The organism is Streptomyces hyderabadensis (assembly GCF_020404845.1).
GTDB classification, from domain to species: domain Bacteria; phylum Actinomycetota; class Actinomycetes; order Streptomycetales; family Streptomycetaceae; genus Streptomyces; species Streptomyces hyderabadensis.
In genome coordinates, this window is sequence record NZ_JAIOJZ010000029.1 from 59,243 (window position 1) to 72,015 (window position 12,773).

14 protein-coding genes and 2 riboswitches are annotated in these 12,773 nt (G+C 71.4%); of the genes, 7 read left to right on the top strand and 7 right to left on the bottom strand.

Translation table 11 applies throughout. The features are described from left to right. The first annotated feature begins 56 nt into the window (after nucleotides 1–56). Nucleotides 57–150, top strand: a riboswitch (glycine riboswitch). Then, a riboswitch (glycine riboswitch) is annotated at nucleotides 151–266 on the top strand. It begins immediately after the preceding riboswitch. A gap of 39 nt (nucleotides 267–305) precedes the next feature. From gcvT to K7854_RS22525, 5 genes are all read left to right on the top strand, one after another. Continuing rightward, nucleotides 306–1,439 (top strand): glycine cleavage system aminomethyltransferase GcvT, encoded by a 1,134-nt coding sequence (gene gcvT / locus K7854_RS22505; protein ID WP_226028356.1) that lies wholly within the window; start codon nucleotides 306–308, stop codon nucleotides 1,437–1,439. 111 nt (nucleotides 1,440–1,550) lie between these two features. Next, entirely contained in the window at nucleotides 1,551–1,928 is a 378-nt protein-coding gene (gene gcvH / locus K7854_RS22510; RefSeq protein ID WP_226028357.1) for a glycine cleavage system protein GcvH, read from the top strand. A 14-nt stretch (nucleotides 1,929–1,942) separates the two neighbouring features. Continuing rightward, on the top strand, nucleotides 1,943–3,205 hold the full coding sequence (gene glyA, locus K7854_RS22515; protein ID WP_226028358.1) for a serine hydroxymethyltransferase: 1,263 nt from the start codon (nucleotides 1,943–1,945) through the stop codon (nucleotides 3,203–3,205). Nucleotides 3,206–3,308: 103 nt separating this feature from the next. Next, on the top strand, nucleotides 3,309–4,676 hold the full coding sequence (locus K7854_RS22520) for an L-serine ammonia-lyase (protein ID WP_226028359.1): 1,368 nt from the start codon (nucleotides 3,309–3,311) through the stop codon (nucleotides 4,674–4,676). A 131-nt stretch (nucleotides 4,677–4,807) separates the two neighbouring features. Beyond that, entirely contained in the window at nucleotides 4,808–6,226 is a 1,419-nt protein-coding gene (locus K7854_RS22525; protein WP_226028360.1) for an MFS transporter, read from the top strand. Between the two features lie 37 nt (nucleotides 6,227–6,263). Here the strand turns inward: K7854_RS22525 and K7854_RS22530 are convergent, their stop codons facing one another. Continuing rightward, nucleotides 6,264–6,998, bottom strand: a complete 735-nt coding sequence (locus K7854_RS22530; RefSeq protein ID WP_226028361.1) for a D-Ala-D-Ala carboxypeptidase family metallohydrolase — start codon at nucleotides 6,996–6,998, stop codon at nucleotides 6,264–6,266. 181 nt (nucleotides 6,999–7,179) lie between these two features. Between K7854_RS22530 and K7854_RS22535 the strand changes: the two genes are divergently transcribed. After that, on the top strand, nucleotides 7,180–7,737 hold the full coding sequence (locus tag K7854_RS22535) for a glycoside hydrolase family 25 protein (RefSeq protein WP_226028362.1): 558 nt from the start codon (nucleotides 7,180–7,182) through the stop codon (nucleotides 7,735–7,737). 8 nt (nucleotides 7,738–7,745) lie between these two features. Here the strand turns inward: K7854_RS22535 and K7854_RS22540 are convergent, their stop codons facing one another. The 3 genes from K7854_RS22540 to K7854_RS22550 form a co-directional block, all read right to left on the bottom strand. Next, nucleotides 7,746–8,483, bottom strand: coding sequence for an NADPH-dependent F420 reductase (locus tag K7854_RS22540; RefSeq protein WP_226028363.1), 738 nt, complete (start codon nucleotides 8,481–8,483; stop codon nucleotides 7,746–7,748). 78 nt (nucleotides 8,484–8,561) lie between these two features. Further along, on the bottom strand, nucleotides 8,562–8,774 hold the full coding sequence (locus K7854_RS22545; protein ID WP_127892525.1) for an EF-hand domain-containing protein: 213 nt from the start codon (nucleotides 8,772–8,774) through the stop codon (nucleotides 8,562–8,564). Nucleotides 8,775–8,821: 47 nt separating this feature from the next. Beyond that, a complete protein-coding gene (locus K7854_RS22550; protein WP_226028364.1) occupies nucleotides 8,822–9,736 on the bottom strand; it encodes a MerR family transcriptional regulator in 915 nt (304 codons plus the stop codon). A gap of 48 nt (nucleotides 9,737–9,784) precedes the next feature. Between K7854_RS22550 and K7854_RS22555 the strand changes: the two genes are divergently transcribed. Then, entirely contained in the window at nucleotides 9,785–10,423 is a 639-nt protein-coding gene (locus K7854_RS22555) for a GNAT family N-acetyltransferase (protein ID WP_226028365.1), read from the top strand. A 28-nt stretch (nucleotides 10,424–10,451) separates the two neighbouring features. Here K7854_RS22555 and K7854_RS22560 read toward each other — a convergent pair whose 3' ends face one another. The 3 genes from K7854_RS22560 to K7854_RS22570 all read right to left on the bottom strand — a co-directional run bounded on the left by K7854_RS22560 (nucleotide 10,452) and on the right by K7854_RS22570 (nucleotide 12,744). After that, nucleotides 10,452–11,069 (bottom strand): ADP-ribosyltransferase, encoded by a 618-nt coding sequence (locus tag K7854_RS22560; RefSeq protein ID WP_226028366.1) that lies wholly within the window; start codon nucleotides 11,067–11,069, stop codon nucleotides 10,452–10,454. Nucleotides 11,070–11,166: 97 nt separating this feature from the next. Beyond that, nucleotides 11,167–11,670 (bottom strand): ATP-binding protein, encoded by a 504-nt coding sequence (locus tag K7854_RS22565; protein WP_201302136.1) that lies wholly within the window; start codon nucleotides 11,668–11,670, stop codon nucleotides 11,167–11,169. Nucleotides 11,671–11,976: 306 nt separating this feature from the next. Continuing rightward, nucleotides 11,977–12,744: an enoyl-CoA hydratase/isomerase family protein gene (locus K7854_RS22570; RefSeq protein WP_226028367.1), complete on the bottom strand. Its 768-nt coding sequence runs from the start codon at nucleotides 12,742–12,744 to the stop codon at nucleotides 11,977–11,979. Nucleotides 12,745–12,773 lie beyond the last annotated feature (29 nt).

Genomic DNA, 12,773 nt, shown 5'->3' on the forward strand with positions numbered 1-12,773 from the left:
TGCCACGGATCGCCGGGGCGTGCAATGATGGCGGCGCCAACTGCATACCGGCCGTTTGAATCCGCGCGGGAGAGTCCCCGGCCGCGCCGGGGCGCCGAAGGAGCAAGTCCCTCCCTTGAATCTCTCAGGCCCCGTTACCGCGCGGGCGAGGCACATCTGAAAAGCGGACCGCCCCCGAGGGCGGTCCCACCCAAGGTGCAAGCCCTGATCGCCGTACTCCGGTGGCCGTGGCGAACCTCTCAGGTTCCGATGACAGATGGGGAGGACCGACCTCGCCACGTCCTGTCCTGGGAGACGACCGACCGATGAGCAGTACCGAACTGCGCCGTACCGCGCTCGATGCCACGCATCGCGCGCTGGGCGCGACGATGACCGACTTCGCCGGCTGGGACATGCCGCTGCGCTACGGCTCCGAGCGCGAGGAGCACGTCGCGGTGCGCACCCGTGCCGGTCTCTTCGACCTCTCGCACATGGGTGAGATCACCGTCACCGGGCCGCAGGCGGCCGAGCTGCTGAACTTCGCGCTGGTCGGCAACATCGGCAGCGTGAAGCCGGGCCGGGCCCGCTACACCATGATCTGCCGCGAGGACGGCGGCATCCTGGACGACCTGATCGTCTACCGGCTGGGCGAAGCCGAGGCCGGGTCTTCTCACTACATGGTCGTCGCCAACGCCTCCAACGCCCAGGTCGTGCTGGACGCGCTGACCGAGCGGGCGGCCGGCTTCGACGCCGAGGTGCGCGACGACCGCGACGCCTACGCGCTGCTGGCGGTGCAGGGCCCCGAGTCCCCGGGCATCCTCGCGTCGCTCACCGACGCCGACCTGGACGGCCTGAAGTACTACGCCGGTCTGCCCGGCACGGTGGCGGGCGTCCCGGCGCTGATCGCGCGCACCGGTTACACCGGCGAGGACGGCTTCGAGCTGTTCGTGAAGCCCGAGCACGCCGTCGGACTGTGGGAGGCGCTGACCAAGGCCGGCGAGGGCGCGGGACTGGTCCCGTGCGGTCTGTCCTGCCGGGACACGCTGCGCCTGGAGGCGGGCATGCCGCTGTACGGCAACGAGCTGTCGACCGCGCTGACGCCCTTCGACGCCGGTCTGGGCCGGGTGGTGAAGTTCGAGAAGGAGGGCGACTTCGTCGGGCGCGCCGCCCTGACCGAGGCCGCCGAGCGCGCCGCTTCCCAGCCGCCCCGCGTCCTGGTCGGCCTGGTCGCCGAGGGCCGCCGGGTGCCGCGTGCCGGGTACCCGGTCGTCGCGGGCGGCGAGGTGATCGGTGAGGTCACCTCCGGTGCCCCCTCCCCGACCCTGGGCAAGCCGATCGCCATGGCGTACGTCGACCCCGCGCACGCGGCCGAGGGCACGGAGGGCGTCGGTGTGGACATCCGGGGCAGCCACGAGCCGTACGAGGTCGTGGCGCTGCCGTTCTACAAGCGCCAGAAGTAGACACTGGGCGGCACTCGCCCCCTGTGTCCCGGGCGGCACCGGCCCCGTGTGCCGTACCGTCCCACCACCCCCTTCACCAGCCACTTCCTCGCGTACAGGAGAATTCAGGCCATGAGCAACCCCCAGCAGCTGCGCTACAGCAAGGAGCACGAGTGGCTGTCGGGCGCCGAGGACGGCGCCTCGACGGTCGGCATCACGGAGCACGCGGCCAACGCGCTCGGTGACGTGGTCTTCGTCCAGCTCCCCGAGGTCGGCGACTCGGTCACCGCGGGCGAGACCTGCGGCGAACTGGAGTCGACCAAGTCCGTCTCCGACCTGTACTCCCCCGTCTCCGGCGAGGTCACCGAGGTCAACGAGGAAGTCGTCAACGACCCGTCGCTGGTGAACAGCGCCCCCTTCGAGGGCGGCTGGCTGTTCAAGGTGCGGATCACGGACGAGCCGGCCGACCTGCTCTCCGCCGACGAGTACACCGCCTTCACCGCCGGCTGAGGAGTCCCGACCCCATGTCGCTTCTGAACACACCCCTGCACGAGCTGGACCCGGACGTCGCCGCCGCCGTCGACGCCGAGCTGGACCGCCAGCAGTCCACCCTCGAGATGATCGCCTCGGAGAACTTCGCCCCGGTCGCGGTCATGGAGGCCCAGGGCTCGGTCCTCACCAACAAGTACGCCGAGGGCTACCCCGGCCGCCGCTACTACGGCGGCTGCGAGCACGTCGACGTGGTCGAGCAGATCGCCATCGACCGGGTCAAGGCGCTCTTCGGCGCCGAGCACGCCAACGTGCAGCCGCACTCGGGCGCCCAGGCCAACGCGGCCGCGATGTTCGCGCTGCTCAAGCCGGGCGACACGATCATGGGTCTGAACCTCGCCCACGGCGGGCACCTGACCCACGGCATGAAGATCAACTTCTCCGGCAAGCTCTACAACGTCGTCCCCTACCACGTCGGCGACGACGGCCAGGTCGACATGGCCGAGGTGGAGCGCCTCGCCAAGGAGAGCAAGCCGAAGCTGATCGTGGCCGGCTGGTCGGCCTACCCGCGGCAGCTGGACTTCGCCGCGTTCCGCAAGGTCGCCGACGAGGTCGGTGCGTACCTGATGGTCGACATGGCGCACTTCGCCGGTCTGGTCGCGGCGGGCCTGCACCCGAACCCGGTCCCGCACGCCCACGTCGTCACCACGACCACCCACAAGACGCTGGGCGGCCCCCGCGGCGGTGTGATCCTCTCCACGGCCGAGCTGGCCAAGAAGATCAACTCCGCCGTCTTCCCCGGTCAGCAGGGTGGCCCGCTGGAGCACGTGGTGGCCGCCAAGGCCGTCGCCTTCAAGGTCGCCGCGAGCGAGGACTTCAAGGAGCGCCAGCGTCGTACGCTGGAGGGCGCCCGCATCCTCGCCGAGCGCCTGGTGAAGGACGACGCCAGGGCGGCGGGCGTGTCGGTCCTGACCGGCGGCACGGACGTCCACCTGGTCCTGGTCGACCTGCGCGACTCCGAGCTGGACGGGCAGCAGGCCGAGGACCGCCTGCACGAGGTCGGCATCACGGTCAACCGCAACGCCGTCCCGAACGACCCGCGTCCGCCGATGGTGACCTCCGGTCTGCGCATCGGCACGCCGGCCCTGGCGACCCGCGGCTTCACGGCCGAGGACTTCGCCGAGGTCGCGGACGTGATCGCCGAGGCGCTGAAGCCGTCCTACGACGCGGAGGCGCTCAAGGCCCGGGTGAAGGCCCTGGCAGACAAGCACCCGCTGTACCCGGGTCTGAACAAGTAGACACCGCACCTCCGGGTGGGGCGCCGTGCCCGCCACAAGCGGCGTCCGGCGCCCCACCCGACGCACCCCCCCTCTGCACCACCCCCGTTCTGAGGAGTCCCCCGTGGCCATCTCGGTCTTCGACCTGTTCTCGATCGGCATCGGCCCGTCGAGCTCCCACACGGTCGGCCCGATGCGCGCGGCCCGCATGTTCGCCCGCCGCCTGCGCAACGAGGAGCTGCTGGGCTCCGTCGCCTCGGTCCGCGCCGAGCTGTACGGCTCGCTCGGCGCCACCGGCCACGGCCACGGCACCCCCAAGGCGGTGCTGCTCGGCCTGGAGGGCGACTCCCCGCGCACGGTGGACGTGGAGACGGCCGACGAGCGCGTCGAGCAGATCAGGACCTCGGGCCGCATCCGCCTCCTCGGCGAGCACGAGATCGCCTTCGCCTACGACGACGACCTGGTCCTGCACCGCCGCAAGGCCCTCCCCTACCACGCCAACGGCATGTCGCTGTGGGCGTACGACGCCGACGGCGCCGAGGTGCTGACCAAGACCTACTACTCGGTCGGCGGCGGCTTCGTCGTCGACGAGGACGCGGTGGGCGCGGACCGCATAGTCCTGGACGACACCGTCCTGAAGTACCCCTTCCGCACCGGCGACGAGCTGCTGCGGCTGGCCCGCGAGACGGGCCTGTCCATCTCCGCCCTGATGCTGGAGAACGAGCGGGCCTGGCGCGACGAGGACGAGATCCGCGAGGGCCTGCTGGAGATCTGGCGCGTGATGCGGTCCTGCGTGGAGCGCGGCATGACCCGCGAGGGCATCCTGCCGGGCGGCCTGAAGGTCCGCCGCCGCGCCGCGAACACCGCGCGCAAGCTGCGCTCCGAGGGCGACCCGCAGGCCCTGGCGATGGAGTGGATCACCCTCTACGCGATGGCCGTGAACGAGGAGAACGCGGCCGGCGGCCGGGTCGTCACCGCCCCCACCAACGGCGCGGCCGGCATCATCCCGGCGGTCCTGCACTACTACGTGAACTTCGTCCCCGGCGCCGACGAGGACGGCGTGGTCCGCTTCCTGCTCGCCGCGGGCGCCATCGGCATGCTCTTCAAGGAGAACGCCTCCATCTCCGGCGCCGAGGTCGGCTGCCAGGGCGAGGTCGGCTCCGCCTGCTCGATGGCGGCCGGCGCCCTCGCCGAGGTGCTGGGCGGCACCCCGGAGCAGGTGGAGAACGCCGCCGAGATCGGCATGGAGCACAACCTCGGCCTCACCTGCGACCCGGTCGGCGGCCTGGTCCAGATCCCCTGCATCGAGCGCAACGGCATGGCCGCGGTCAAGGCGGTCACGGCGGCCCGGATGGCGATGCGCGGCGACGGCTCGCACAAGGTCTCGCTGGACAAGGTCATCAAGACGATGAAGGAAACCGGCGCCGACATGTCCGTCAAGTACAAGGAGACGGCCCGGGGCGGGCTGGCGGTGAACATCATCGAGTGCTAGGGCAGGCCCCTGCCCTCGTCCACGACCGGGAACACCCCCGCGGGCATCTCACATCGTGACACGCGCTTTCCGAAAACCAAGACGGCTGAGATCGTTGCGGGGCACATGTTTCGCACGTGAAAGATCTAGGCATGCCCGCACCAGCTTCCGCCCCCGCACCGCAGACGCCGGTCAATCCCCGGTCGCGGGTCCTCGTCGCCAGCCTCATGGGGACGACGATCGAGTTCTACGACTTCTACATCTACGCGACCGCCGCCGTCCTCGTCTTCCCGAAGCTCTTCTTCCCGAGCAGCGACCCCACCACGGCGCTGCTGTCGTCCTTCGCGGTCTTCGGCGCCGCGATGGTCGCGCGACCGGTCGGCGCCGTCTTCTTCGGGCACCTCGGCGACCGGCTCGGCCGCAAGAAGACGCTGGTCGTCTCGCTGCTCACCATGGGCATCGCCACCTTCCTCATCGGCGCCCTGCCGACCTACGCGCAGGCCGGCTGGATCGCCACCGCGCTGCTCGTGCTGATGCGGCTCGCGCAGGGCTTCGCGCTCGGCGGCGAGTGGAGCGGGGCCGCGCTGGTCGCGACCGAGAACGCGCCCCGCGGCAAGCGGGCCCTGTGGGGCACCTTCCCGCAACTCGGCGCACCGCTCGGCTTCATCATCGGCAACGGCCTGTTCCTGATCATCGGGGCGCTGCTGCCCTCCGAGAGCGGCGCCGACCCCACGCAGCCGTCCGAGGCCTTCGCGAGCTGGGGATGGCGCATCCCGTTCCTGTTCTCCGCCGTGATGGTCGCGATCGGCCTGTGGGTACGCTCGCGGCTCGTCGAGTCGACGGTGTTCACCCGGACCCGCGAGGCCGGCAAGGTGCGGAAGCTCCCGCTGGCCACCGTGGTCCAGGGGCACTGGAAGCAGCTGGTCCTGGGCACGTTCATCATGCTGGCGACCTACGTGCTCTTCTACCTCATGACCACGTTCTCGCTGAGCTACGGACGCGCCGCGAAGGACGCCGACGTGCCGGGACTGGGGTACAGCTACACCACGTTCGTCCTGATGATGATCTTCGGCGTGCTGTTCTTCGCCGTGTTCACCCTGGTCTCCGGCCCGCTCGCCGACCGGTACGGACGCCGCGCCACCCTGGTCTGGATCACCGCCGCCATCGTGGTGTTCGGCCTGGTCTGGGTGCCGCTGATCGACATGGGCACGCTCGGCGTGGTGCTGTGGCTGGTGCTCGGCTTCACGCTGATGGGCATGACCTTCGGCCCGATGGGCGCGTTGCTGCCGGAGCTGTTCCCGACGAGCGTGCGGTACACCGGCTCCGGCATCTCGTACAACGTCAGCTCGATCCTCGGCGCGGCCGTCGCCCCGTTCATCGCGGTGGCGCTGTGGGAGGCCGGTGACGGCTCGCCGTGGCTGGTCGGCGTGTACCTCTCCGCGATGGCCGTACTGACGCTGGGCGCCCTCCTGCTCTCCAAGGAGACCAAGGACGTCTCCCTGGACGAGCAGGTGTCCGCGCCCGCCGGCGAGGCCCCCCGGACCACCCCGGCGGCCTCGTCCGCGTCCTGACCCGTCCAGGGGACCGCACCGGGCTGGATCCGGCGGTTCAGATGCCGCAGTTGGGGGCCGACCAGTACGGGGACGGGTCGAAGGCCACGTGGGTGTGGTCGTTGTGGCCGGGATAGCCCGGGCCGAGGATCTCGGAGAAGCCGTGCGTCCTGGCCTGCTGGGCGAGCCGGCAGAAGCTGGGCGAGCCGGTGAGGTCGGCGGCGTCGCCGTAGAGGTGGCGGCTGGTGGACGAGCCGCCGACGGCGTTGTTGCAGGCGCGGGAGCGGAAGCCGCTGGAGATCGTGATCGGCACGTCGCCGAGGGCGTGCCGCATCGCCTCCAGCTTCCACATGGTCTTCAGCGCGTTCGACTTGGCGGTGGCGGCGGAGACGGCGCCGCCCGACCAGTCGGAGTTGCACTTGTTCAGCTCCGCGTAGGTGAAGTGGACGGGCGTGCAGTCCGCGTCCTGGAGCGCGTAGATCTTGCTGAAGGTCGCGGGGCCGGCGATGCCGTCCGCGCCGAGACCGTAGGCGGCCTGGAACTTCTTGACGGCGGCGGCGGTCCGGGCGCCGTACTGGCCGTCGTAGGAGAGCCGTTCGCCGGAGGTGACCCAGCCGGCGACGCGGATCTGGAGCTGCGTCACGTCGCTGCCGGACGAGCCCTGGCTCAGGGTGCGGTTCCAGGTGTAGCAGGAGTCGGCCTGAGCGGTGCCGGCGGTGGCGCCCACCCCGGCCACCGCGCCAGCCATGAGCATGACAAATGAGAGAAGAAGACGTGACACGCGTCTGAACATCCCGGCCTCCCGACCGTCGAGTCGTCCGTGAACCGCGGAGCCCAGCGTGCGGCACCGCGCTACGCGCGTCAATGGCGCCCGGACGAACCGAAGTCGACGTTTCCGCTTCCGGCGGGGATCGCCCGTGCCATCGTGGGGAATAACCAACTCCCGTCCCCCCACAGCCCCTCAGGGAGGCCCCATGCTGCGCGGCATCGACGTCAGCGCGTACCAGTCCTCCAGCTACGACACGGCCGGTCTCTCCTTCGTCTTCGTGAAGGCGACGGAGGGCCGTTCGTACGTCAACCCCAAGCTCGCCGCGCAGACGAAGCGGGCCCGCGACGCCGGACTCGTCGTCGGCTTCTACCACTTCCTGTGGCCGGGCAACCTCACCGCGCAGGCCGAGTACTTCGTCTCCAAGGCCCCGGACCGCAAGGGCGACATCCTCGCCGTCGACTGGGAGACCAACGGCGAGGGCACCCACCCGAGCAACGCGGAGAAGGACAGCTTCATCAGGAAGCTCAAGGCCCTGCGGCCGGACAACCGGATCGTCCTCTACTGCAACCGCAATTTCTGGCTCAACGTCGACACCACCTCGTACGCCGGTGACGGCCTGTGGATCGCCGACTACGTCTCGGCGGGCAAGCCGCGCATCCAGGCGAAGTGGCGCTTCCACCAGTACACGGACGATCCGGTCGACACCAACGTGGCCGACTTCGCCGACCGGGCCGCGCTGAAGGAGTGGGCGCAGAGCGCCTGAGGCCCCGGTCAGCCCCGGAAGGCCGCGGGCCGCTCCGGGGACGCCTCGGCCAGCGCCTTGGTGACGCCGTCGACGCCCTCGCGCAGGCCGTAGACCGGGGTGTCGGGCTGCTGGCGCCAGGAGTCGTCGATGCCACCCGCGTCGACGGTGTCGAAGCCCAGCTCGTCGATCAGGGCGCGGACCTTGGCCTTGGCCGCCTCGTCGTCGCCGGCCACCGGGAGCGCGATCCGGTCGGGCGCGCCGGCGGGGCGGTGGCGGTCGAGGATGTCCTGGGCGTAGGTGCCGTTGAAGGCTTTGATCACCGGGTGGCCGAGGTGCCGTTCGGTCCAGCGGCTCTCGGTGAGGCCCTCGTCCTCGATGCCCGCGATCCTGCCGTCCCGCTGCTGCGGGTAGTAGTTGCCGGTGTCGATGACCGCGACGCCCTCGGCCGCCCCGTCCAGGACGCCGGACGGCAGGTCCGGGACCCGCTTCAGCGGGATCGTGACGACCACGATCTCCGCGCCGCGCGCCGCCTCCTGCACCGGTACCGGAGTGGCGCCGGTCTCCTCGGCCAGTGCGGTGAGCGTGTGCGGCCCGCGCGAGTTGGCGACGGAGACGTCGTGCCCGAGGGCGGTGAGCCGGCGGGTGAGGTTGCCGCCGATGTTGCCCGCGCCGATGATGCCGATCTTCATGATGCCGATCGCCTGGCCTTTCGGAGGTCGTGTCGCGCGTAGCCCGGTCCGGCTCGCGCCCGTGACCCGCTCCAACCTCCGGCGGGGGTGGGCTATTCCGTGCGCGGGCGCCCGTCCGGGTGACCGGCGGGCGCCCTTTTCGCCGCGGTTCGGCTACTTGTTCAGGTGGGCCCAGAACTCGTCGAACGACAGCTGCTTGTCGCCGTCGAGGTCGCGGTCGGCGATGATCACCTCGGCCACCGACTCGGTGACGTTCCAGTCGCCGCCCTGGGCGAGCGCGGTCTTGAACTCGGCCGCGGTGATGAGGCCGTCACCGTCCGTGTCGATCCGCTCGAACTGCTTGCGTGCTTCCTCGATGTCCGCCACCGGTCCGCCCCTCGTTTCGTCTCTGGGTCCTTCTGACGCAGGTCAGACTAACCGCCCGCCCGCGCCTCCAGCGCGGCGACCACCCACCCGAACTCCTCCCGGTGGGCGGGCAGCGGTCCCGTGCCCCGCACCGTGGCCAGCAGTTCGCGGTAGCGCGCGACCCGGTCGCCGAAGGCGGCCCGCAGGCGCACGAGTACGGCGGCCCGGTCGGTGTCGCCCAGGAGGTCCCGCAGCACGGGCTCGGCCTCGGGCGACCGGGGGGCGATGCCCTGCTCCAGCGCACGCCCCGCCAGTTGCACGAGGCGCCTGGCGAACCACATGGACGCCCCGTCGGACGCGTCGCTGCCGCGGTCGGCGGCGTTGAACTCGGCCGCCTGGCGCATCTGCGCCCGGAAGTCGGGGTCCTGGACCAGCTCGGCCAGTTCCACCCACGCGTCGACCTGCTCGGGCGTCGGGTCGTCGGGCAGGTCGACGGCGTGGGCGCGCATCCGGTCGCGGATCTCGGGGTCGGCGGTGTCCAGCCCGTGGAACATCTCGTCCACGAACTCCTCCATGATCCGCCGTCGCTCGGCGGCGGACAGTCGCGCCAGCTTGTTCATCAGGGTCGTCTCCTCTGCGGTCGAGCCGCGTCGCGCCACGGTGGACAGCACCGCCCGGGTCACCCGCAGCGACCGGATCTGCGCGTCCAGCGCGCTCACGTGCGCCGCCGCGACCTGCGCGACGGTGGTCTCGCCGGCCAGGACACGGCGTACGGCGTCCAGGCCGAGGCCCAGTTCGCGCAGGGTGCGGATCAGTTCCAGGCGGGCGACGGAGGCGGCGTCGTAGAGCCGGTAGCCGCCCGCGGAGCGGGCGTGCGGGGGCAGGGCGCCCTCGTCGGACCAGTAGCGGATGGTGCGCACCGTGAGCCCGGTGGTGCGCGCCAGGGCGCCGATGGTCATGAGGCCGGTGCCGTCGTCGGTCATGTCTGGGAGTCTGGACCTTCCAGTGGGTGGAGACTCAAGGAGCGCGGTGTGGCGGAGAGCCTGCGGGACATTCTGGACGCGGCGGCGCGGGGGGTGTTTCCCGCGGCGGACGGCGGGACGAGCGTCGTGGCGCAGCACGGCGGGCGGGACGCGGGGGTCATCGCCTTCACGGCGCACTCGGTGGTCTTCACCGACGAGGACGAGGGGTGGGTGCGCAAGACGCTGGCGGCGCTGGGCTGCGATCCCCTGGCCGCGACGATGAACGCCCGGTTCCTGGCGGCCTTCGCGGAGCGCACGGGGCGCAGGACGGACACGATCGACGTGCTGCTGACCGGTGCCCCGCTCCCGGGGCGGCCGGCTCTCGCGCTGACGGAGGTCGCCGATCCGGGGCATCCCCGCGTGGTCGCGGCCCGGCGGCGGCGCGACGGGGTGCGGGTGTGGGCGGCGGACGGCGGGGTGCTGGTGCTGGGCCGCGGGGTCGGCGGGCGGCTGGAGGTGGCCGTGGAGGTGGCGGAGGCGGCCCGGCACCGGGGGCTGGGGCGGCGGCTGGTGACGGCGGCGCGGCAGCTGGCCGGGGGTGAGCCGGTGTGGGCGCAGGTGTCGGCGGGCAACGCCCGCAGTCTGCGGGCGTTCCAGGCGGCGGGTTATCTGCCGGTGGGCTCGGAGGCGCTGTTCCTGCGCCCCTGAGCCACCGCCGTTCTCCGCGCCGGGCCGGTCAGTGCCAGGGCTGGTAGTGCGGGTTGCTCTCGCACTCGCTCATGATCTCGGTCTTGGTCTGCCGGTCGACCGGACAGACGCCGATGACGTACTTCCGCTGGATGCCGCCGGGGAAGGCGACCTCGACCTGGTCGGCCCACCTGTGGGTGTCGCCGATGGTCTTGTTGACGTCGATGCCGCCGGGGGCGTCGATGTAGTAGTTGTAGCCGGACTTGTACCAGGTCTTGTAGAGGTCGTGGTCGTAGCTCGTGGAGACGAACGGCGAGGGCTGGTTGACCAGGACGTACTTCTCGACGTCGTACTGCCCGTTCTCGACGTCCTTGGCGTGGAAGCCCTCTTCGAAGATGACCTGGGGGCCGCGGCTGTCGCTGCGGTAGAGGGTGCCGCAGGTGGTGCGCCAGACCGGCTCGGGGGTGATGCGGTCGATGTCGACGCCCCGGTCGGCGGCGGCCTTGGTCTTGTCCTCGAACTGGGGGCAGGCCGGGGCGGCCTTGGCGGGGGCGGCCTTGGCGGGGGCCGGGGCGGCTCCGGGTGCGGTGGCGGCGGTGGTGGCGAGGACCGCGGAGAGCGACAGGACGGCGGCGGCGGTCCGTCGGCGCAGGCGAGTGGTGATCATGCGGATACGATCCCGGCTCCGGAGGGGACCGCTCCGGATTCTCACCCGTAGGTGGCGTGTCCGGCGAACCGGGTTGATTTCAGCGGCAGATGGATGCTCAGCGGTCCACGACCCGCATCTCGAACCAGGTGGTCTTCCCGCGCGGCAGCAGGTCCACGCCCCACCGGTCGGAGAGCTTGTCGACGAGGAAGAGGCCGCGCCCGCTGATGTCCGTCTCCTGCACCGGCATCAGACAGGGCAGCCCCCGGGAAGGGTCGCGGACCTCGACGCGGATCCAGCCGGGGCGGCGGCGCATGCGGAGGCCGAAGACCCGGGCGCCGGTGTGGCGCACGGCGTTGCCGACCAGCTCGGAGACGAGCAGGACGGCGTCCTCCGTGACCTTGGGACCGAGCTGCCACTGGCGCAGGGCGACGACCTGGGCGAGCCGGCGGGCGGTGGCGGCGGACTCGGGACGGGAGGGTAACGGAACCTCACGCTCCGTCGGGTTGCCGAACAGTTCCAGCGCCTTGAGCGCGCGTTCGTCCTCGACCGCCGGCGACCAGCGCGCCGCGGTCGCACGTCCGGCTCCCCGCGGCAGTTCCGTACCATCCAGCCCCGCCATGCCCCCATCATGGCCGTCCTCGGGGGCCTCCGGGGCCGTTCCCGGGGAATACGCCCCCGCGGGCGCCGGGCCGGGCGACGGTCGATCGGCATATGCCGCAGGCAGTTCGGGACCGGAAACAGCCCGACTGACCTGCGTGAACGGCTCGGCCGGAGACAAGCGACGGACTCCCTCGACAAGGCGCGCTTAATGGTGCGTTAAGGCTGCCATAAACCGCCCCATCGAGGGACCCGGATCAGACACCGCGTCAATTGCAAGAGGTACTAGGCAACTTCGGGCGGTACACGGGCCGCGGGCGGCAGGCGGTCAGCGGAACTTCGCCTTGCCGGGGCCCTCTTCCACGAAGCTGCGCATCCCGCGCTCACGGTCCTCCGTGGCGAACAGTCCCGCGAACCAGTTGCGCTCCACGGCGAGGCCGGTGTCGATGTCCGTCTCAAGACCCGTGTCGATCGCCTCCTTCGCCGCGCGCAGCGCGATGGCGGGGCCCTTCGCAAGCCGCGCGGCCCAGGCGTGCGCCTGCTCGTAGACCTCGGCGGCGGGGACCACCCGGTCCACCAGGCCGATCGCCAGCGCCTCGTCGGCCTTCACCTGGCGGCCGGTGAAGATCAGGTCCTTGGCCTTGGAGGGGCCGACCAGCCGGGACAGCCGCTGGGTGCCGCCCGCGCCGGGGATCAGGCCGAGCAGGATCTCGGGCTGGCCCAGCTTGGCGTTCTCCCCCGCGATGCGGAAGTCGGCGCACAGGGCGAGTTCGCAGCCGCCGCCCAGCGCGTAGCCGGTCACCGCCGCGACCACCGGCTTGGGGATGCGGGCCACCGCCGTGAAGGAGTCCTGCAGGGCGCGGGACCGGGCGACCATCGCCGCGTGGTCCATCACCTGCATCTCCTTGATGTCCGCGCCCGCCGCGAACACCTTCTCGCCGCCGTGGATCACCACGGCGCGCACGTCCTCGCGCCGGGTGACCTCTTCGGCCAGTTCCTTCAGCCGGTCCTGGGTGGCGATGTCCAGCGCGTTCATCGGCGGGCGGTCCAGGCGCAGGGTTCCGACGCCTTCGGCGACTTCGAGATGTACGGTCATGCTCCGCAGGTTAGCGGGCGTTCACGTGC